Origin of the sequence: Superficieibacter sp., assembly GCF_032071645.1 — a bacterium.
Lineage (GTDB): Bacteria > Pseudomonadota > Gammaproteobacteria > Enterobacterales > Enterobacteriaceae > Superficieibacter.
Genome location: NZ_DAMAPU010000002.1, coordinates 440,930 through 462,143 on the forward strand (window position 1 = coordinate 440,930; position 21,214 = coordinate 462,143).

The 21,214-nt window shown below is 56.3% G+C and carries 19 protein-coding genes and 1 tRNA gene; 15 read left to right on the top strand and 5 right to left on the bottom strand.

Annotation, left to right across the window (positions count from 1 at the left end):
* Positions 1–51 precede the first annotated feature (51 nt).
* The 5 genes from ubiI to RT197_RS06475 all read left to right on the top strand — a co-directional run bounded on the left by ubiI (position 52) and on the right by RT197_RS06475 (position 6,974).
* Positions 52–1,254: an FAD-dependent 2-octaprenylphenol hydroxylase gene (gene ubiI, locus RT197_RS06455; RefSeq protein ID WP_312948483.1), complete on the top strand. Its 1,203-nt coding sequence runs from the start codon at positions 52–54 to the stop codon at positions 1,252–1,254.
* 387 nt (positions 1,255–1,641) lie between these two features.
* A complete protein-coding gene (gene gcvT / locus RT197_RS06460) occupies positions 1,642–2,736 on the top strand; it encodes a glycine cleavage system aminomethyltransferase GcvT (protein ID WP_312948485.1) in 1,095 nt (364 codons plus the stop codon).
* Between the two features lie 23 nt (positions 2,737–2,759).
* Positions 2,760–3,149, top strand: a complete 390-nt coding sequence (gene gcvH, locus RT197_RS06465) for a glycine cleavage system protein GcvH (RefSeq protein ID WP_312948487.1) — start codon at positions 2,760–2,762, stop codon at positions 3,147–3,149.
* Between the two features lie 135 nt (positions 3,150–3,284).
* Complete coding sequence (gene gcvP / locus RT197_RS06470; RefSeq protein WP_312948489.1) at positions 3,285–6,158, top strand: aminomethyl-transferring glycine dehydrogenase; 2,874 nt, start codon at positions 3,285–3,287, stop codon at positions 6,156–6,158.
* Between the two features lie 72 nt (positions 6,159–6,230).
* Complete coding sequence (locus RT197_RS06475; RefSeq protein ID WP_312948491.1) at positions 6,231–6,974, top strand: SDR family oxidoreductase; 744 nt, start codon at positions 6,231–6,233, stop codon at positions 6,972–6,974.
* Between the two features lie 33 nt (positions 6,975–7,007).
* On the opposite strand, the gene RT197_RS06480 is transcribed toward RT197_RS06475, so the two are convergent.
* Positions 7,008–8,441 (bottom strand): 6-phospho-beta-glucosidase, encoded by a 1,434-nt coding sequence (locus RT197_RS06480; RefSeq protein WP_312948493.1) that lies wholly within the window; start codon positions 8,439–8,441, stop codon positions 7,008–7,010.
* A gap of 117 nt (positions 8,442–8,558) precedes the next feature.
* A complete protein-coding gene (locus tag RT197_RS06485; RefSeq protein ID WP_312948610.1) occupies positions 8,559–9,287 on the bottom strand; it encodes a MurR/RpiR family transcriptional regulator in 729 nt (242 codons plus the stop codon).
* A 260-nt stretch (positions 9,288–9,547) separates the two neighbouring features.
* Between RT197_RS06485 and trhA the strand changes: the two genes are divergently transcribed.
* A complete protein-coding gene (gene trhA, locus RT197_RS06490; RefSeq protein ID WP_312948495.1) occupies positions 9,548–10,207 on the top strand; it encodes a PAQR family membrane homeostasis protein TrhA in 660 nt (219 codons plus the stop codon).
* Between the two features lie 213 nt (positions 10,208–10,420).
* On the opposite strand, the gene ygfZ is transcribed toward trhA, so the two are convergent.
* Complete coding sequence (gene ygfZ, locus RT197_RS06495) at positions 10,421–11,404, bottom strand: tRNA-modifying protein YgfZ (RefSeq protein WP_312948497.1); 984 nt, start codon at positions 11,402–11,404, stop codon at positions 10,421–10,423.
* A 368-nt stretch (positions 11,405–11,772) separates the two neighbouring features.
* Here ygfZ and sdhE point away from each other — a divergent pair, with 368 nt between their 5' ends.
* Together sdhE and RT197_RS06505 are read left to right on the top strand one after the other, a co-directional pair.
* Positions 11,773–12,039, top strand: a complete 267-nt coding sequence (gene sdhE / locus RT197_RS06500) for an FAD assembly factor SdhE (RefSeq protein WP_312948499.1) — start codon at positions 11,773–11,775, stop codon at positions 12,037–12,039.
* Positions 12,020–12,424, top strand: coding sequence for a protein YgfX (locus tag RT197_RS06505; protein WP_312948501.1), 405 nt, complete (start codon positions 12,020–12,022; stop codon positions 12,422–12,424). The genes sdhE and RT197_RS06505 overlap by 20 nt, the downstream gene beginning before the upstream one ends.
* 14 nt (positions 12,425–12,438) lie before the next feature.
* Here the strand turns inward: RT197_RS06505 and fldB are convergent, their stop codons facing one another.
* Positions 12,439–12,960 carry a flavodoxin FldB gene (gene fldB / locus RT197_RS06510; protein ID WP_312948503.1) on the bottom strand — a complete coding sequence of 174 codons (522 nt, stop codon included), beginning with the start codon at positions 12,958–12,960 and terminating at the stop codon, positions 12,439–12,441.
* A 101-nt stretch (positions 12,961–13,061) separates the two neighbouring features.
* On the opposite strand from fldB, the gene xerD reads away from it, so the two are divergent.
* The 5 genes from xerD to lysS all read left to right on the top strand — a co-directional run bounded on the left by xerD (position 13,062) and on the right by lysS (position 19,149).
* Positions 13,062–13,958, top strand: coding sequence for a site-specific tyrosine recombinase XerD (gene xerD, locus RT197_RS06515; protein ID WP_312948505.1), 897 nt, complete (start codon positions 13,062–13,064; stop codon positions 13,956–13,958).
* Positions 13,959–13,982: 24 nt separating this feature from the next.
* Complete coding sequence (dsbC, locus tag RT197_RS06520; RefSeq protein WP_312948507.1) at positions 13,983–14,696, top strand: bifunctional protein-disulfide isomerase/oxidoreductase DsbC; 714 nt, start codon at positions 13,983–13,985, stop codon at positions 14,694–14,696.
* Positions 14,697–14,701: 5 nt separating this feature from the next.
* Positions 14,702–16,435 (top strand): single-stranded-DNA-specific exonuclease RecJ, encoded by a 1,734-nt coding sequence (gene recJ / locus RT197_RS06525; protein ID WP_312948509.1) that lies wholly within the window; start codon positions 14,702–14,704, stop codon positions 16,433–16,435.
* 88 nt (positions 16,436–16,523) lie between these two features.
* A protein-coding gene (gene prfB / locus RT197_RS06530; RefSeq protein WP_312948511.1) for a peptide chain release factor 2 occupies positions 16,524–17,622 on the top strand; the annotation gives its coding sequence in 2 pieces (ribosomal slippage) (positions 16,524–16,598 and positions 16,600–17,622; 1,098 coding nt in all).
* A 9-nt stretch (positions 17,623–17,631) separates the two neighbouring features.
* Complete coding sequence (gene lysS, locus RT197_RS06535) at positions 17,632–19,149, top strand: lysine--tRNA ligase (RefSeq protein ID WP_312948513.1); 1,518 nt, start codon at positions 17,632–17,634, stop codon at positions 19,147–19,149.
* Between the two features lie 47 nt (positions 19,150–19,196).
* Here the strand turns inward: lysS and idi are convergent, their stop codons facing one another.
* Positions 19,197–19,745, bottom strand: a complete 549-nt coding sequence (gene idi, locus RT197_RS06540; protein WP_312948515.1) for an isopentenyl-diphosphate Delta-isomerase — start codon at positions 19,743–19,745, stop codon at positions 19,197–19,199.
* 362 nt (positions 19,746–20,107) lie between these two features.
* Between idi and actS the strand changes: the two genes are divergently transcribed.
* Together actS and RT197_RS06550 are read left to right on the top strand one after the other, a co-directional pair.
* Positions 20,108–20,797 carry an amidase activator ActS gene (gene actS / locus RT197_RS06545; RefSeq protein ID WP_312948612.1) on the top strand — a complete coding sequence of 230 codons (690 nt, stop codon included), beginning with the start codon at positions 20,108–20,110 and terminating at the stop codon, positions 20,795–20,797.
* A 79-nt stretch (positions 20,798–20,876) separates the two neighbouring features.
* Positions 20,877–20,950, top strand: a tRNA-Gly gene (locus RT197_RS06550).
* Positions 20,951–21,214: the final 264 nt, after the last annotated feature.

Below are 21,214 nucleotides of genomic sequence, written 5' to 3' on the forward strand. Positions count from 1 at the left end.
AGTCCACGGGCTGCAACCATTATGGCCGGATCAGGCTTCAGGAGTGAAACAGTGCAAAATGTTGACGTAGCGATTGTCGGCGGTGGGATGGTCGGGCTGGCGATTGCCTGTGGTCTGCAGGGCAGCGGTCTGCGCGTGGCGGTACTGGAGCAAAAAACGGTACAGCCACCGGCGGCAGATGCCCCTTATGCGCTGCGCGTCTCGGCGATTAACGCCGCCAGCGAAAAGCTGCTCTCGCACCTTGGCGTCTGGTCCTCCATTACTGCGCATCGCGCCAGTTGCTATCACGGGATGGAAGTCTGGGAAAAAGACAGTTTTGGGCACATCCGTTTTGATGACCGCAGCATGGGGCACACTCATCTCGGTCACATCGTTGAAAACGACGTCATTCACGCCGCGCTGTGGCAAAAGGCGCAGCAGTGTCAGGACGTTACGCTGATCGCCCCGGCGGAAGTGCAGCAGGTGGCGTGGGGTGAAAACGAAGTATTTATCAGCCTGAAAGACGGCACGATGATGACCGCGCGGCTGGTGGTCGGCGCGGACGGCGCGAATTCCTGGCTGCGCGACAAAGCCGACATTCCGCTGACGTTCTGGGACTATAACCATCACGCGCTGGTGGCGACTATCCGCACCACCGAGCCGCATCAGGGCGTGGCGCGTCAGGTATTCCACGGAGAAGGCATTCTGGCTTTCCTGCCGCTAAGCGATCCGCATTTATGTTCAATTGTCTGGTCGCTTGCCCCGGATGACGCCGCGCGAATGCAGCAGGCGGACGAAGCGGAATTTAACCAGGCGCTGACGGTGGCCTTTGATAACCGGCTTGGCCTGTGCCAGGTAGAAAGCGAGCGTCAGGTTTATCCGCTGACCGGGCGCTACGCACGGCAGTTTGCCGCTCACCGGCTGGCGCTGGTCGGCGATGCGGCGCACACCATCCATCCGCTGGCCGGGCAGGGCGTGAATCTCGGCTTTATGGATGCGGCTGAACTGATTAACGAACTGCGCCGTCTCAGCCTGCAGGGCAAAGATATCGGGCAGCATATGTATCTGCGTCGCTTTGAGCGCAGCCGTAAGCACAGCGCTGCGCTGATGCTGGCGGGAATGCAGGGTTTTCGCGAACTCTTTGCCGGACACAACCCGGCGAAAAAACTATTGCGCGATATCGGCCTGAAAATGGCGGACACGCTCCCGGGGGTTAAGCCCCAGCTCATTCGCCAGGCGATGGGGCTGAACGATCTCCCTGACTGGTTACGTTAACTGCGTCACACTTCTGCTCCCGGCCTCTGCGCCGGGATCTTTTCCTCGTTTGAAAAATTCTAATTTCACTCCTTTTTTCGCATTAGATTTTTTAATCTTTTCCATTTTGGACTGCGGAAATTCCACCGCTTTTTCCCTCTTAAATATCACTATTCAGCAAAATGAAGAGGCCAAACTTTATTTTCTGTTTGTTGAATCCCATTTTGGCAGTCAAAAATTCTGTAGTCTCTTTAGTGCATTATCGTCATAAGCTAATGTGATGACCTTCTTTAGCTTATGGTTAACCTGCGGTTTCAATGATAAGTTCAGGCCAAAGATAACGTTTGCGTCGCTGCCGTTTTGCGGGCGTAAAACGGATGACAGCCCGGCATATTCAACGAGGAAAAGATGACTCAACAGACTCCGTTGTATGAACAGCACACCCAGTGTGGCGCGCGCATGGTGGATTTCCACGGCTGGATGATGCCGCTGCATTACGGCTCACAGATTGATGAGCACCACGCGGTGCGCACCGATGCGGGCATGTTTGATGTGTCGCACATGACCATCGTTGATTTGCGCGGCAGCCGCACCCGCGAGTTCCTGCGTTATTTGCTGGCGAACGACGTGGCGAAGCTCACCAAACCCGGCAAGGCGCTTTACTCCGGGATGCTCAACGCTTCCGGCGGCGTGATTGACGATCTGATCGTCTATTTCTTTACCGAAGATTTCTTCCGCCTCGTCGTTAACTCCGCAACCCGTGAAAAAGACCTCGCCTGGATCACCCAGCACGCTGAATCGTATGCCATTGACCTGACCGTGCGTGATGATCTGTCGCTGATAGCGGTGCAGGGACCGAATGCCCAGGCGAAAGCCGCCACCCTCTTTAATGAACAGCAGCGTCAGGCCGTTGCCGGAATGAAGCCTTTTTTTGGCGTTCAGGCTGGCGATTTGTTTATTGCGACCACCGGGTATACCGGCGAAGCCGGTTATGAGATCGCGCTGCCGAATGAACAGGCGGCGGCGTTCTGGCAAGCGCTGGTGGACGCAGGCGTAAAACCCTGCGGGCTGGGCGCGCGCGATACGCTGCGTCTGGAAGCGGGCATGAACCTGTACGGTCAGGAAATGGACGAAGGCATTTCCCCGCTGGCGGCCAACATGGGCTGGACGATTGCCTGGGAGCCTGCCGACCGTGATTTTATTGGCCGGGAAGCGCTGGAATCCCAGCGTGCGAAAGGCACCGAAACGCTGGTTGGTCTGGTGATGACCGAAAAAGGCGTGCTGCGTAACGAACTGCCGGTGCGTTTCACCGACGCGCAGGGCAATCCACGGGAAGGCGTGATCACCAGCGGCACGTTTTCGCCGACGCTTGGCTACAGCATCGCGCTGGCCCGCGTTCCGGCTGGCATTGGCGACACGGCTATCGTGCAGATCCGCAACCGTGAAATGCCGGTGAAAGTGACCAAACCCGTTTTTGTGCGTAATGGCAAAGCCGTTGCGTAATGTACTTTTCTGGAGAATGAGCGATGAGCAATATCCCTGCTGAACTGAAATACAGTAAAGAACACGAGTGGCTGCGCAAAGAAACTGACGGCTCTTATACCGTCGGCATCACCGAGCACGCGCAGGAACTGCTGGGCGACATGGTGTTTGTCGATCTGCCGGAGCCTGGTGTGACCGTTAGCGCGGGCGACGACTGTGCGGTAGCGGAATCGGTGAAGGCAGCGTCCGATATTTACGCGCCCATCAGCGGTGAAATCGTGGCGGTCAACGAGGCGCTGGGGGATTCCCCGGAACTGGTTAACAGCGAGCCTTACGCGGGCGGCTGGATCTTCAAAATTCGCGCCAGCGACGAAGCCGAAATCGACGCACTGCTGGACGCCACCGCTTACCAGGCACTGCTGGAAGACGAGTAATCGGTGCCGGTCCCTCTCTCTGCCGGAGAGGGACGCCTCAGTTCTCCTTCTCCTGCCGGGAGAAGGCTGGGGCGAGGAAAATCGCTTTTCCTTGCCCTGATTGACATTCACAGCACGTTTCAGGAACCCTCGCTCATGACACAGACGTTAAGTCAGCTTGAAAATAGCGGCGCATTTATTGAACGCCACATCGGGCCGGATGCTCAACAGCAGCAGGCAATGCTGCAAACCGTCGGCGCAGAATCGCTGAACGCCCTGACCGGCCAGATTGTCCCGCAGGATATCCAGCTTGCCACTCCGCCGCAGGTGGGCGAGGCGGCAACGGAATATACCGCGCTGGCAGAACTGAAGGCCATTGCCAGCCGCAACAAGCGCTTTACCTCTTTCATCGGCATGGGCTACGCCGCCGTACATCTGCCGCCGGTGATCCTGCGTAATATGCTGGAAAATCCGGGCTGGTACACCGCCTATACGCCGTACCAGCCGGAAGTCTCCCAGGGGCGTCTTGAAGCGCTGCTCAATTTCCAGCAGGTGACGCTGGATCTGACCGGGCTGGAGATGGCCTCCGCCTCATTGCTGGACGAAGCGACCGCCGCCGCAGAAGCGATGGCGATGGCAAAACGCATCAGCAAACTGAAAAACGCCAACCGCTTTTTCGTCGCCGCCGATGTGCATCCGCAAACGCTGGACGTGGTGCGTACCCGTGCTGAAACCTTTGGTTTTGACGTGATTGTTGATGATGCAGAGAAAGCGCTCGATCACCAGGATCTGTTTGGCGTGCTGCTTCAGCAGGTCGGGACAACGGGTGAAGTCCATGATTACAGCCCGCTGATTGCCGAGCTGAAAGCGCGCAAAATCGTGGTTAGCGTGGCGGCTGATTTTATGGCGCTGGTGCTGCTGACCTCGCCGGGCAAGCAGGGCGCGGATATCGCTTTTGGCTCCGCGCAGCGCTTCGGCGTACCGATGGGCTACGGCGGCCCGCACGCGGCCTTCTTTGCGGCGAAAGATGAATTTAAACGTTCCATGCCGGGGCGCATTATCGGCGTCTCAAAAGATGCGGCGGGCAACACCGCGCTGCGCATGGCGATGCAGACTCGTGAGCAGCATATCCGCCGCGAGAAAGCCAACTCCAACATTTGTACCTCGCAGGTGCTGCTGGCTAACATCGCCAGCCTGTACGCGGTGTATCACGGTCCGGCAGGTCTGAAGCGGATTGCCGATCGCATCCATCGTCTGACCGATATCCTGGCGACGGGCCTGCAACAAAAAGGGCTGAAGCTGCGCCACGCTCACTACTTCGACACCCTGTGCGTTGAGGTAGCGGATAAAGCCGCCGTGCTGGCGCGCGCCCAGACTGCTGAAATCAACCTGCGCAGCGACATTCACAACGCGGTCGGTATCACGCTTGATGAAACCACCACCCGCGAGCAGGTGCAGACGCTGTTTGCGGTGATTGTGGGTGACGACCACGGGCTGGATATTGACGCGCTGGATAAAGACGTGGCGCACGACAGCCGCTCTCTTGCGCCAGCTATGCTGCGCGACGACGCGATCCTCACGCATCCGGTTTTCAACCGCTATCACAGTGAAACCGAGATGATGCGTTACATGCATTCGCTTGAGCGCAAAGATCTGGCGCTGAATCAGGCGATGATCCCGCTCGGCTCCTGCACCATGAAGCTGAATGCGGCTGCGGAGATGATCCCCATCACCTGGCCGGAATTTGCCGAACTGCACCCGTTCTGCCCGGCAGAGCAGGCTGAAGGTTACCATCAGATGATCAATCAGCTTGCGGACTGGCTGGTGAAGCTGACCGGCTACGATGCGCTGTGTATGCAGCCCAACTCCGGCGCGCAGGGCGAATATGCGGGCCTGCTGGCGATCCGTCATTATCATGAAAGCCGCAACGAAGGGCACCGTGACATCTGCCTGATCCCCAGCTCCGCGCACGGCACCAACCCGGCCTCGGCGCAGATGGCGGGTATGCAGGTCGTCGTGGTGGCCTGCGATAAAAACGGCAACATCGATTTAAACGATCTGCGCGCTAAGGCGGAGCAGTCGAGCGCTAATCTTTCCTGCATCATGGTGACCTATCCGTCCACCCACGGTGTGTACGAAGAAACCATCCGCGAAGTGTGCGAGATTGTGCATCAGTTCGGCGGTCAGGTGTATCTCGACGGGGCTAATATGAACGCCCAGGTCGGTATCACCTCGCCGGGCTTTATCGGTGCGGACGTCTCGCACCTTAACCTGCATAAAACCTTCTGCATTCCGCACGGCGGCGGCGGGCCGGGCATGGGGCCGATTGGCGTCAAAGCGCATCTGGCCCCGTTTGTACCGGGCCACAGCGTGGTGCAAATCGAAGGGATGCTCACCCGTCAGGGTGCAGTTTCTGCGGCCCCGTTCGGCAGCGCGTCCATTCTGCCGATTAGCTGGATGTACATCCGCATGATGGGCGCGGAAGGGCTGAAGCAGGCCAGTCAGGTCGCAATCCTCAACGCTAATTACATCGCCAGTCGCCTGAAAGACGCGTACCCGGTGCTGTATACCGGGCGCGATGGTCGCGTGGCGCACGAATGTATTCTCGACATTCGCCCGCTGAAAGAGGCGACCGGTATCAGCGAGCTGGATATTGCCAAGCGCCTGATCGACTACGGTTTCCATGCGCCAACCATGTCTTTCCCGGTGGCAGGTACGCTGATGGTGGAACCGACCGAATCGGAAAGCCAGATGGAGCTGGATCGCTTTATCGACGCGATGCTCTCTATCCGTGCGGAAATTGACCGCGTACAAAACGGCGAGTGGACGCTGGACGATAACCCGCTGGTCAACGCGCCGCATACTCAGCACGAACTGGTCGCGGAGTGGAACCACGGCTATAGTCGTGAAGAGGCGGTATTCCCGGCGGGATCGGTCAACAAATACTGGCCGACCGTGAAACGTCTGGATGACGTATGGGGTGACCGTAATTTGTTCTGCTCCTGCGTGCCGCTAAGCGATTATCAGTAATTAACGCACTGATGATGAAACCAGCCGGGTAAGCGTTAGCGCTGCCCGGCTTTTTTTTGGGGAGAAAATACATTGGCTATCGCACTGGTTACTGGCGCAAGCCGGGGAATTGGCAGGGCTACCGCGCGGCAACTCGCGCATGAAGGCTACACCGTGGCAGTAAATTATCAGCACAATACCGAGGCGGCGCTGGCGGTCGTCGCCGGGATTGAGCAGGACGGTGGCAAGGCGTTTGCGGTGCGCGCCGACATCAGCGATGAAGAGCAGGTGATGGCGATGTTTGCGGCCATTGACCGTGAAGCCGGGCCGCTGACCGCGCTGGTGAACAACGCGGGTATTCTGTTCGCGCAAAGCCGCATTGAGGATCTGACGGCAACGCGGATTAATCAGGTGCTGTCGACTAATGTGACCGGGTATTTTCTCTGCTGCCGGGAGGCGGTAAAGCGGATGTCGCACCGGCACGGCGGGCAGGGCGGGGCGATTGTTAACGTCTCGTCGGCGGCCGCGCGGCTTGGAGCGCCGGGGGAATATGTGGATTATGCGGCGTCAAAAGGCGCGGTGGATACCTTAACGACCGGTCTGGCGCTGGAGGTGGCGGCGCAGGGTGTGCGTGTCAACGGTGTGCGGCCGGGGTATATCTACACCGATATGCACGCGTCAGGCGGTGAGCCGGGGCGGGTAGATCGCGTCAAGTCAGTATTACCGATGCAGCGCGGCGGGCAGCCGGAAGAGGTCGCGCAGGCGATTGCCTGGCTGCTTAGCGAGAAGGCGTCGTACGTCACGGGAAGTTTTATCGATCTGGCGGGCGGAAAATAAGCGAATGCGCCCCGGCTCGCGGGGCGCAATGGGTTAAAGCTGCTCGCCGTTGCTGGCAATCACCGCTTTATACCAGTTGAAGCTCTTCTTGCGGGAGCGCGACATATCGCCGGTGCCGTCATCATGTTTGTTGACATAAATGAACCCGTAGCGCTTGCTGTACTGCCCGGTGGTGAAGGACACGCAGTCGATGCAGCCCCACGGGGTGTAGCCCATCAGATCCACGCCATCGTAAGTCACGGCCTTGATCATCTCTGCCACGTGCGCGCGCAGGTAGTCGATGCGATAGTCATCGTTGATGCTGCCGTCTTCTTCCACGTTGTCGTAAGCGCCAAAGCCGTTTTCTACAATAAACAGCGGCTTCTGATAGCGCTCGTACATTTCGCACAGCGCGTAACGCAGGCCTACCGGGTCAATCTGCCAGTCCCAGTCGGAGGATTTGAGATGCGGATTAGGAATGCTGCCTTCAAAGCCTGAGAGCGCATCGCCGGTGCCGCCGCCCGCTTTCACCGCGTTGGTCATGTAGTAGCTGAAGCCGAGATAGGCGCAGGTGCCGTCGCGCAGGATCTCGTCATCGCCCGCTTCCATTTTGATGTTAAACCCGCGACGCTCCCATTCGTTCAGCACGTAGGATGGGTAGTAGCCGCGTAGCTGAACATCGGTAAAGACGTAGCGCTCGCGCATCGCTTCCTGGGTCAGCATCACGTCTTCGGGTTTGCAGGAGAACGGATACAGCGCCACCATCGCCAGCATACAGCCAACCTGCATTTCCGGGTTGATCTGCCGCGCCGCTTTCACCGCCAGCGCGCTGGCAACGAACTGGTGATGCAGCACCTGGTACATGGTTTCTTCCGGGTTATCGTGCTGGGTATAAACCACGCCGGAGCAGCAGTAGCCAAACAGCCGCGCACGCCAGTTGCGCTGGTTGTTGATCTCATTAAAGGTCATCCAGTATTTGACCTTGTGCTTGTAGCGTTCGAAAACCACTTGCGCAAAGCGGACAAAGAAATCCACTATTTTACGGTTGGTCCAGCCGCCGTATTGCTGAACCAGATGCAGAGGCATTTCGAAGTGGGAAAGGGTGACCACCGGCTCGATATTGTATTTGAGCAGCTCATCGAACATATCGTCGTAGAACTTCAGCCCTTCTTCATTAGGCTCCAGCTCATCACCCTGCGGGAAAATGCGTGACCAGGCAATGGAAGTGCGGAAGCATTTGAAGCCCATTTCGGCAAACAGTTTGATGTCTTCTTTATAGCGGCTGTAGAAGTCTACCGCTTCGTGATTGGGATAATATTTGCCCGGCACGACTTCCTGAGTGATTTCACGGGAGACGCCGTGCGCGCCGCCGGTCAGCACGTCGCAAATGCTTGGTCCTTTACCGCCTTTGTTCCAGCCGCCCTCAACCTGGTGTGCGGCGACCGCACCACCCCAGAGGAAATCTTTTGGTAACGTTAGTTTTTTCATCTTTGTCAGTCTCGCTTATTACTTTCTGATCCGAGTCTAACAAAGCGATAATAAATGTCACGATATAACAAAATAGCCACAGAGGTGATTTGTTACATTGAAAAAACACATTGTTTTTCAGCCGATTTTATTTGCCAGCTTTCTGCCAAGCGCTTCCAGAATATAAATTACCGGCACCTGGGTGGTGACATCGTACACCCCGCCGATGCGCGTCTGGGAGATATGCCACGACAGGTTAAAATCCGCCAGCTTCGTCAGTCGGGAGTGCTCATGGCTGGTAATCGACAGCACCTTACAGTGGTGCAGGCTGAACTGGCTGGCAAAACGCAGGATCTCTTCCGTTTCGCCAGAGACCGACAGTACGATCGCCAGCGCGTTTTTTGCCATATCGTTCGTCACCGGAAAATAGGGATCGTCAATATGATTGCTGAATTTCCCGACGTTAGAAAAGAAACGCGCGCCATATTTTGCCAGCGCGCCGGAGGTGCCTGCACCGACAAATATAATGCGCTCGGAAGAGAGAATAATATCAACCGCGCGATCTAATAACCCATCAAATTCATCATTATTCACGCTTTTAAAAAAGCTGATAATTTCGCTGGCACCAAATTTAGGCTGTGGCGGTTCATTTTGCTCTAAATAAAGCTTAAAGCGCACGCGAAACTCGGAATAGCCCTCGCAATTCAGCTTGCGGCAAAAGCGCAGCACCGTGGTTGTTGACACGCCCGCCGCATCCGCCAGCTCGCGAATGGTCATGTACATCACCGCATCCCGGTTTTTAATGACGCAGTGATAGACCTGCATTTCGAGGTCGTTAAGCGTGGCGACAGCAGCGTGGGAAAAGATGCTCACAGTGGCGTAAATCCTGGATAAAGAGAGTGACGCTATTATGCCGCGTAACTTTCAGCAACGGAAATGGCTATGTCGCTGATTTGTCTGGATATAAAAATAAAACATGTGTTAGTCGAAAATCTGTTATTAATCTTTTGATTTTATTGGAATTTAAAATATGAGCAACTTTATTTTAGCTAACAGGTGTTCACTGAAACTATTCTCAGTTACCCTGTAAAGGCATCGGGCGCATTGTGCGCTCAACAGGAGTTTTTATGGTTCGCAAGCCGGTAATGACCCAGGGATATTCACTGGCAGAGGAAATTGCCAATAGTATCAGCCACGGCATCGGGCTGGTGTTCGGGATCGTCGGGCTGGTTTTACTGCTGGTGCAGGCCACAGACAGCCACGCCAGCGCAACGGCGATTACCAGCTACAGTCTTTATGGCGGCAGCATGATCCTGCTGTTTCTGGCTTCCACGCTCTATCACGCCGTCCCGCATCCGCAGGCCAAAAAATGGCTGAAAAAACTCGACCACTGTGCGATTTATCTGCTGATTGCCGGAACCTATACGCCCTTTCTGCTGGTGGGGCTGAATTCTCCCCTGGCGCGCGGATTGATGGTTGTCATCTGGAGCCTGGCGCTGCTGGGAATATTGTTCAAGCTGACTATTGCGCACCGTTTTAAGGTGCTGTCGCTGGTCACTTACCTGGCGATGGGCTGGCTGTCGCTGGTGGTGATTTATGAAATGGCGGTCAAACTGGCAGTGGGAAGCGTGACCCTGCTGGCGGCAGGCGGCATTATCTATTCCCTGGGCGTGATTTTTTACGTGTGTCGACGCATCCCTTATAACCACGCCATCTGGCACGGCTTTGTCCTCGGCGGCAGCGTGTGCCACTTTTTGGCAATTTATCTGTATATCGGGCAGGTGTAAGAGGTGGCACATAGCGTGCCTGTGAGATCATAATCGTTTGATCGGTCAGATCGCACGGCCGGTATGGATGCTGACTTCGTCAATTGTGAACTGACGCAGGGCTGTAACCCTCACAATCCAGGCCATGTCTGATACCCCATCTCCTTTCTGTTTAGCACCACCCGCCAGCGCTTAATTTAAAATCATTGACGCTAGCGAGTGGCGTATTGTCGTTTACTGCTCTTCCAGTGAATACGGCAGCGGCTCGATATGCAGCGTATTGACGTCATCGCGCACGCGGAAAACGCTGTCCGGCTCCATATCATTGTTCATTACCGCCTGGACCAGCAGCCGTCCGTCGTCAAGCTGAACGGCAGCGAGTACCGTGCCGGTGCGACGCCAGTTCTCGCCCATTTTGAGTTCCAGATCTTCTCCCGCTTCCGGCACGCGGCTGGCCTGGCCTGCCAGCGACCACAGTGCGCGCTTGTTAGCCCCACGGAATTTAGCGCGAGCCACCATTTCCTGCCCGGTATAGCAACCTTTTTTAAAGCTGATGCCGCCAAGCGCCTGGAGGTTGGTCGCCTGCGGAATAAACTGCCCGCTGTTGGCGGCGTCGATAACCGGCAGGCCCGCTTCAATATTCAGCGCCAGCCACTGTTGGCTGTTGTTGAGCTGCGCTTCACCACGCAGGGCATCGGTGACACGCTGGGCGGTGGCGACGTCAGTCACCAGCAGAAAGCGCTCGGCAGGATGAGCAAACCACAGCAGTGAAGTTTCACCTTCCGTCACGACCGGTTTTTCTTCGTCTGGCAGCACGCTGAACAGATTCGCCAGCGCCGCGCGCGCCTGAAAACCGGCGATACCCAGCAGTACCGATTCGTCATCAATGGCAATGGTGACTTTAGAAAAAACCGCGTATTTTTTCAGTTCCGTCACCTGCGCATCACGCAGGCTGCGACGTTCAATCCAGGTATAACCCCCGGCGCGCTGGAACAGGCGCATATTGCTCCACATCTTGCCTTTCGCGTCGCAATGGGCCGCCAGCAGATGCTGATGTTCAGTCAGCTGCGCCACATCGGCGGTCACCTGACCCTGTAAATATTTTTCGCTGTCCGCGCCGGTAATGGTAGCCAGCGCCCAGTCATCAAGCGTCATAAGCGTCAGCGGCAGACGCGCAGAGGCGGAAGGCTGGCGCGGAGGAAACGGAGTAAAGGCCATAATGTTATCCTGGTTACGTAACGCGATAAGTTTATACCCGCCATACTTCAAGTTGCCTGTGCGTTGGCTTCCTCGCTCATCCCGGTCACTTACTGGCGTAAGCTCCAGGGGATTCACTGCGTCGCCGCCTTCCTGCAACTCGAATTCTTCAGGGTTCAGGTCATGGTAAAAGAGCCATTGACCAATGCAAGTGCTTTTAACGCGCCTTTTGTGCCGTTTTTGTCGCGCAATGGGAAAGGGAATATCGAGGAAATCGTTCATATTGCAGGATTTTAAGTGGAATCCAGCTCGCAGAGCGCAATAATCCTGTAAAGTAAGCCCTTAAAACGCGTTACACTAATCGGATATAGCAACGCAGGACTGAATTCATGGATATTAATAATAAAGCCCGTATCCACTGGGCGTGCCGACGCGGAATGCGCGAGCTCGATATTTCCATCATGCCTTTTTTCGAATACGAGTACGACACGCTGAGTGACGATGACAAAAAAACGTTCATTCGTTTGTTAGAGTGCGACGATCCAGATTTATTTAACTGGTTGATGAATCACGGAAAACCCGCTGACGCTGACCTCCAGCGCATGGTGCAATTAATTCAAACACGGAATCGGGAACGTGGTCCTGTGGCAATCTGATCTGCGCGTCTCCTGGCGCTCGCAGTGGCTCTCGCTTCTGCTGCATGGCATCGTTGCGGCCATTGTTCTGCTAATGCCGTGGCCGTTAAGTTATATGCCGCTCTGGCTGCTGTTGTTATCGCTGGTGGTTTTCGACTGCGTGCGTAGTCAGCGGCGTATTAATGCCCGTCAGGGTGAGATAAAACTGATGATGAATTACCATTTGCGCTGGCAGGAGCAGGAGTGGGAAATTATCGGCGCACCGTGGATGTTAAAAAGCGGCATGATGCTGCGGTTGCGCAGGGTGGGCAGCCGCCGGAAACAGCATCTGTGGCTGGCGGCGGATAGCATGGAAAGCGGCGAGTGGCGCGATCTGCGCCGGATGCTATTACAGCAACCGGCGTAGCATTGACCAGGGGATCAGGAGAAATGCCCGGCCATTTCGCCGAGGATCTGTTCGCACCACGTCTGAATGCGTTCATCGCTAAGATCGTACTGATTGGTTTCATCCAGCGCCAGCCCGACGAACAGTTTGCCATCGGCAACGATGGGCTTGCGGCTGGTAAACTCATAGCCTTCGGTCGGCCAGTAGCCGATGAATTTCACTCCGCTTGTCGCGAGCTGGTCGTGAAGCATACCGAGCGCGTCGAGAAACCATTCGCCGTAGCCCAGCTGATCGCCCATGCCATACAGCGCCACCGGTTTGCCCGCCAGGTTTAATGCGCTGAGCTGTTCCCAGACGGCTTCCCAGTCTTCCTGAATTTCGCCGAAATCCCAGGTCGGGATGCCAAGGATCAGCACATCGTACTGTTCCATCAACGTGGGGGAGTCATCTTTCAGGTTGTGGAGCGTGACCAGTTCCGGGCCAATAATGTCGCGGATTTTCTCCGCCGCCATCTCGGTATAGCAGGTGCTGGAGCCGTAAAAAAGACCAATGTTCATTGCGTAAACGTCTCAATTCTTCTCATGACTTTGCGCCCAGTGTACCAGAAACGGAAAAAAATCAGGCATAATGCAGCGAATGGGCAGGCTAAGAGGCACAGATGGAGCAGGATCTCGCACGCATAGAACAGTTTCTTGACGCCCTCTGGCTGGAGCGCAATCTGGCGGAAAATACGCTTAGCGCCTACCGTCGGGATTTAACCATGCTGGTCGAATGGCTGCATCATCGCGCACTGTCGCTGGAGACCGTGCAGCACGACGATCTCCAGTCGCTGCTGGCGGAGCGGCTGGCGGGGGGCTACAAAGCCACCAGTTCGGCCCGACTGCTGAGCGCGGTGCGGCGATTGTTCCAGCATCTGTATCGGGAAAACGTCCGCGCGGACGATCCCAGCGCGCTGCTGGCGTCTCCAAAGCTGCCGCAGCGGCTGCCGAAAGATTTATCCGAGCAGCAGATCGAACGCCTGCTGCAATCGCCCGTGACCGACCAACCGCTGGAGCTACGCGACAAAGCGATGCTGGAGTTGCTGTACGCCACTGGCCTGCGCGTCTCGGAACTGGTCGGGCTGACGATGAGCGATATCAGCCTGCGTCAGGGCGTGGTGCGCGTCATCGGTAAAGGCAATAAAGAACGGCTGGTACCGCTGGGCGAAGAGGCGGTGTACTGGCTGGAGACGTATCTGGAGCACGGCAGGCCGTGGCTGCTGAACGGTGTTTCCATTGACGTATTGTTTCCCAGCCAGCGCGCGCAGCAGATGACGCGGCAGACATTCTGGCACCGGATCAAACACTACGCGCAGCTCGCGGGTATCGACAGCGAAAAGCTGTCGCCGCACGTACTGCGCCACGCGTTTGCCACCCATTTACTTAATCACGGCGCAGATCTGCGCGTCGTGCAGATGCTGCTGGGCCATAGCGATCTCTCCACGACGCAAATTTATACCCACGTAGCGACCGAACGTTTGCGGCAATTACACCAGCAGCATCATCCGCGCGCGTAATTGCCCGATATAAAAGGATAAGTGATGAAAAAAGGTTTATTGCTCCTCTCTCTTCTGACTTCCGCCATCAGCGGACTGGCCCATGCTGACGATGCGGCGATCAAACAGGCGCTGGCAAAACTCGGCGTGCAAAGCAGCGATATTCAGCCTGCGCCGGTCGCGGGGATGAAAACCGTGCTCACCAGTAGCGGCGTGCTGTACGTGACCGACGACGGCAAGCACATGATCCAGGGGCCGATGTACGACGTCAGCGGCGGAAAGCCGGTCAATGTGACCAATCAACTGCTGCTTAAACACCTGAACGCGCTGGAAAAAGAGATGATTATCTACAAAGCGCCGCAGGAAAAATATCTCATCACCGTCTTTACCGACATCACCTGTGGCTACTGCCATAAGCTGCATGAAGATATGAAAGACTATAACGCGCTGGGGATCACCGTGCGCTATCTGGCCTTCCCGCGCGCGGGCATTCAGAGCCAGCCGGAGCAGGATATGAAAGCGATCTGGTGTGCGAAAGATCGCAACAAAGCCTTTGACGATGCGATGAAAGGTAAGGACGTGCCGCCTGCGTCCTGCGATATCAACATTGCCGATCACTACGCGCTTGGCGTGCAGTTTGGCGTCAACGGTACGCCTGCCATCGTCCTTCAGGACGGCAATCTGATCCCGGGCTATCAGGGGCCGAAAGAGATGAAAGCCTTCCTCGATGAGCACCAAAAACAAACCAGCGGTAAATAATTCGCGTGAAACAGCCGATACAACTACGCCGCCGTGAGGTGGATGAAAGCACGGAACTGCCTGGCGATTTATCTCCCCTGCTGCGGCGGCTGTACGCCAGCCGTGGCGTGCGTGGCGCGCAGGATCTGGAGCGCAGCGTGAAGGGAATGCTGACGTGGCAGCAGTTAAGTGGCATCGATAACGCGGTTGTCATGCTTTATGACGCGATCCGTGAAGGGCTGCGCATTATGGTGGTCGGCGACTTCGACGCTGATGGCGCAACCAGCACGGCGTTAACCGTGCTCGCACTGCGAGCGATGGGCTGCGACAGCGTGAGCTATCTGGTGCCCAACCGGTTTGAAGACGGCTATGGTTTAAGCCCGGAAGTGGTCGATCAGGCGCACGCACGCGGTGCGCAGATGATCATGACCGTCGATAACGGCATTTCCTCCATCACCGGGGTTGAACGGGCGCACGCGCTGGGGATCCCCGTTCTGGTCACCGATCACCACCTGCCGGGCGACACTCTCCCGGCGGCGGAAGCCATCGTTAACCCGAATCTGCGCGACTGCGCGTTTCCGTCGAAATCGCTGGCGGGCGTTGGCGTGGCGTTTTATCTGATGCTGGCTCTGCGCGCGCACATGCGTGAACAGGGCTGGTTTGAAGCGCGCGGTCTCGCGCCGTTTAATCTGGCGGAACTGCTGGATCTGGTGGCGCTTGGCACGGTGGCAGACGTCGTGCCGCTGGATGCCAATAACCGTATTATGACCTGGCAGGGACTTAACCGCATCCGCGCGGGAAAATGTCGGCCCGGCATTAAAGCGCTGCTGGAAATCTCCCGCCGCGAAGCGCACCGGCTGGCGGCAAGCGATCTCGGTTTCGCGTTAGGGCCGCGCCTGAACGCGGCGGGGCGGCTTGACGATATGTCGGTCGGCGTGGCATTGCTGCTGTGCGACAACATCGGTGAGGCCCGCGTGTTGGCGAGCGAGCTGGACGCCCTCAACCAGACGCGCAAAGAAATTGAGCAGGGGATGCAGGTCGAAGCGCTGGCGCTGTGTGAAAAACTGGAGCGCAGCCGCGAAGCCCTGCCCGGCGGGCTGGCGATGTATCATCCCGAATGGCACCAGGGGGTGGTCGGCATTCTGGCCTCGCGCATTAAAGAGCGTTTCCACCGCCCGGTGATCGCGTTTGCCCCTGCCGGTGACGGCACCCTTAAAGGCTCCGGGCGCTCGATTCAGGGGCTGCACATGCGCGATGCGCTGGAGCGTCTGGATACCCTTTACCCGGATCTGATCATCAAGTTTGGCGGTCATGCGATGGCGGCGGGGCTGTCGCTGGAGGAATCGCGCTTCGACGAATTCCAGCAGCGCTTTGGCGAGCTGATCACCGAATGGCTGGACCCCGCGCTGTTGCAGGGCGAAGTGCTCTCCGACGGGCCGCTTGCGCCCGCTGAGATGACGCTTGAGGTTGCCGAGATGCTGCGCGACGCCGGGCCCTGGGGGCAGATGTTCCCGGAACCACTGTTTGACGGGCGTTTTCGCCTGCTTCAGCAGCGCATCGTCGGCGAGCGCCATCTGAAAGTAATGGTCGAGCCGATCGGCGGCGGTCCGCTGCTCGACGGTATCGCATTTAATGTCGATACCGCCTGCTGGCCGGATAACGGCGTGCGCGAAGTGGAGCTGGCCTACAAACTGGACATTAACGAGTTTCGCGGCAACCGCAGCCTGCAAATTATCATTGACAATATCTGGCCGATTTAGCACGGCAGATGCTGTAAATAGGGGGCGAAATCCGCTAAGATTCCGCTCTTATACGCAAAATTTGACTCCTTATAAAAGAAATCAGGCCATGTTTGAGATTAACCCGGTAAAAAACCGCATTCAGGACCTCACGGATCGCTCCGGCGTTCTTAGGGGGTATCTTTGACTATGATGCGAAGAAAGAGCGTCTCGAAGAAGTAAACGCCGAGCTGGAACAGCCGGACGTCTGGAACGAACCCGAACGCGCGCAGGCGCTGGGCAAAGAGCGTTCCTCGCTGGAAGCTATCGTTGATACGCTCGATCAAATGTCTCAGGGTCTGGAAGACGTTTCCGGGCTGCTGGATCTGGCCGTTGAAGCCGAAGATGAAGAAACCTTCAACGAAGCCATCGCGGAACTCGACGTGCTGGAAGAGAAGCTGGCCCAGCTTGAATTCCGCCGCATGTTCTCCGGCGAATATGACAGCGCCGACTGCTATCTTGATATCCAGGCCGGTTCCGGCGGTACTGAAGCGCAGGACTGGGCAAGTATGCTTGAGCGTATGTACCTGCGCTGGGCAGAAGCACGCGGCTTTAAAACCGAGATTATCGAAGAGTCAGAAGGTGAAGTGGCGGGTATTAAATCCGTAACCATCAAAATTTCTGGCGATTACGCCTACGGCTGGCTGCGTACCGAAACCGGCGTTCACCGCCTGGTGCGTAAAAGCCCGTTTGATTCCGGCGGCCGTCGCCATACCTCCTTCAGCTCTGCGTTCGTCTACCCGGAAGTGGAAGACGATATTGATATCGAAATCAATCCTGCCGATCTGCGTATCGACGTCTACCGTGCGTCCGGTGCCGGTGGTCAGCACGTTAACCGTACCGAATCCGCAGTGCGTATCACCCACATTCCGACCAATACCGTAACGCAGTGTCAGAATGACCGCTCCCAGCATAAAAACAAAGACCAGGCCATGAAGCAGATGAAAGCGAAGCTTTATGAACTGGAAATGCAGAAGAAAAATGCTGAGAAGCAGGCGATGGAAGACAACAAGTCCGATATCGGCTGGGGTAGCCAGATCCGTTCTTATGTCCTTGACGATTCCCGCATCAAAGATCTGCGTACCGGCGTTGAAACCCGTAACACGCAGGCGGTGCTGGATGGCAGCCTGGATCAATTTATCGAAGCAAGTTTGAAAGCAGGGTTATGAGGAACCAAAATGTCTGAACAAAATGTACAGACCGCTGATGATTCAGCCGATCTTAATAATGAACTGAAAGCGCGCCGTGAAAAACTGGCAAACCTGCGTGAGCAGGGCATTGCGTTCCCGAATGATTTTCGTCGAGACCATATTTCTGACGATCTGCACGCTGAATTTGGTGCAAAAGAGAACGAAGAACTTGAAGCCCTGAACATCGAAGTCTCCGTGGCCGGACGCATGATGACCCGTCGTATTATGGGTAAAGCCTCTTTCGTGACCTTGCAGGACGTCGGCGGTCGTATTCAGCTGTACGTTTCCCGCGACGATCTGCCGGAAGGCATCTATAACGAACAGTTCAAAAAATGGGATTTGGGCGACATTCTCGGCGCGAAAGGTAAGCTGTTTAAAACCAAAACCGGCGAGCTGTCTGTTCACTGCACCGAGCTGCGTCTGCTGACCAAAGCCCTGCGCCCGCTGCCGGATAAATTCCACGGCTTGCAGGATCAGGAAGCGCGCTACCGCCAGCGCTATCTGGACCTCATCTCTAACGATGAATCCCGCAACACCTTTAAAATCCGCTCCCAGATCCTCGCGGGTATGCGCCAGTTCATGGTCGGACGCGGCTTTATGGAAGTCGAAACCCCGATGATGCAGGTGATCCCTGGCGGCGCTTCCGCGCGTCCGTTTATCACCCATCATAACGCGTTGGATCTGGACATGTACCTGCGTATCGCGCCGGAACTGTACCTGAAACGTCTGGTGGTTGGCGGCTTCGAGCGCGTGTTCGAAATCAACCGTAACTTCCGTAATGAAGGCATCTCCGTGCGTCATAACCCAGAGTTCACCATGATGGAACTCTATATGGCGTATGCAGATTACAAAGATCTGATCGAACTGACCGAATCCCTGTTCCGCACCCTGGCGCAGAATATTCTGGGCAAAACCGAAGTGCCTTACGGCGATGAAACCTTCGATTTCGGCAAGCCGTTTGAAAAACTGACCATGCGCGAAGCGATCAAGAAATACCGCCCGGAAACCGAAATGGCGGATCTGGATAATTTCGACTCGGCAAAAGCGATTGCTGAAGCGATCGGTATCAAGGTTGAGAAGAGCTGGGGTCTGGGCCGTATCGTGACCGAAATCTTCGAAGAAGTGGCCGAAGCGCATCTGATTCAGCCGACCTTCATCACCGAATACCCGGCAGAAGTGTCTCCGCTGGCGCGCCGTAATGACGTGAACCCGGAAATCACCGACCGTTTCGAATTCTTCATCGGCGGCCGTGAAATCGGCAATGGCTTTAGCGAGCTTAACGATGCAGAAGATCAGGCGCAGCGCTTCCTGGATCAGGTTAACGCCAAAGAAGCGGGTGACGACGAAGCGATGTTCTACGACGAAGACTACGTGACCGCGCTGGAGCACGGTCTGCCGCCGACCGCAGGTCTGGGTATTGGGATCGACCGTATGGTTATGCTGTTCACGAACAGCCACACCATCCGCGACGTGATCCTGTTCCCGGCAATGCGTCCGACGAAGTAAGCGTAACGCGTTGAAGATAAGCCCTGGCTTTTAGCGCCGGGGCTTTTTTATGGCTGTTGGATAAACGCCGTTAACGCGGCGCGCGCGTCGGCAGAAGAAGCCTGCTGTACCATCCACGGGCTGAACGCCCACGGGGTGGCGGCTATGGCGTGAAACATATCATCCAGCGCCACCCACTGATAGCCCATCACCTCATCAGGATTGGCGTGGATATCGCTGATAACCCGCGCGGCATACACCGGGCAGACTTCGTTTTCCATAATGCCGGACGGATCGGTTTCACAGTAGCGAAACGCCGGATAGACGGGGACCAGATCGGCAATTTCCACGCCCAGCTCGAAGCGGCAACGGCGGGAAACCGCCTCTTCCAGTGTCTCTCCGCTTTGCGGATGTCCACACGCCGAGTTGGTCCACACGCCCGGCCAGGCTTTTTTGCCCAGCGCGCGGCGCGTCACCAGAAACTGCCCCTGCGCGTTGAACAACCATGAGGAAAAAGCCAGGTGCAGCGGCGTTGTGGCTGTGTGCGCGGCATATTTCTCCAGCGTGCCGGATGGCTGTCCCTGCGCATCCAATAAAATGACATGTTCCCTGATCATAAATGCTCCTGACGATAAAAAGTGACCCGCAGGCCACCGTGTCTTCAGGCAACAAGGGTAGCCCAAAAATGGGGGAAAGGCATTACCAATACAGGCTCTGGAGCATACAGGCGAACCGCCTGGCGTTTATTATCAAAGGTCAATCTGGTTGATACTCGCGTATAAAGATGTCTCCCGTAAGGGTAAGGGCGCCCAGGCTGCCGCAGATGACGCATCCGCCCGCGAGGGTTATCCGATTCCGGTGGTTTAAGTACGCTAATCATTGGCATCTTTTGCCAGGCTGCTATCATAAGTCACCCGATCTACTGTACCGAGGTTACGTTTTGCGCGCAGGAAGCCTGATCACCCATCGTTTTCGTCCTATGTGCTGCCTGGCGGCGGCGCTGTTTCTGGCAGGCTGTTCGGGCAGTTCGGACTCCGACGGCAACGTTTATACCGTCAAGCGCGGCGATACGCTGTCGCGCATTTCCCGTCTCACCGGCACCAGCGTGAAAGATCTGGCGCGGATGAATAATATTTCCCCGCCCTATACCATTGAAGTGGGGCAGCGGCTGAAGGTGGGAGGCAAATCCACCGCCGGGAAAAAATCAGCGTCCGGCAGTGGCACGAAGACAGCCTCACGGCCTGCATCGCTGCCGCCCGTCAGTTGGCCCCCGGTTGGCGACCGCTGCTGGCGATGGCCGACCAGCGGCAAGGTGATCCTCACCTATTCAACGGCGGATGGCGGCAACAAGGGGATTGATATCACGGCACCGCGCGGACAGCCCATTTACGCGGCGGGATCGGGGAAAGTGGTTTACGTCGGCAACCAGCTACGCGGCTACGGTAATCTGATCATGATTAAGCATGGGGAAAATTACATCACCGCCTACGCGCACAACGAAAAGTTAATGGTCAACAACGGGCAGAGCGTGCAAATCGGGCAGCAAATTGCGACGATGGGCAGCAGCGACACAGACTCCGTGCGGCTTCATTTCCAGATCCGCTACAAGGCCACGGCTATCGATCCGCTGCGCTATCTGCCGCCGCAGGGCAGCAAACCGAAATGTTAACGGCGAATTAATCGCCAGTCAGACCTGAGGTCTCTTGTCAGACAGAGCGTAAGGTTTATAATGCCTTACGCACCTCAAAGCGGGCGTAGTTCAATGGCAGAACGAGAGCTTCCCAAGCTCTATACGAGGGTTCGATTCCCTTCGCCCGCTCCAGATCTCTCCCTTTGTGGCAAAACTTCGATAAAACTCGCTTTTCTTTCAACAACTTACTGAACATGGGTTGTCGTGATCGTTCTACCATTGAACGGCGAACTATCATCACAAGGTACACTTTTAGTTGTCACGGATAGTTACTCGGAAGTAAGAGTATAACTATTCGGCGGCGGCAGTTTCAACCTCACACCGCGACAGTACAACGTGAAGGAAAAGCCTGATCCGGGCATTGTCTCTTACACCAGACTCATCATACGCATTTCA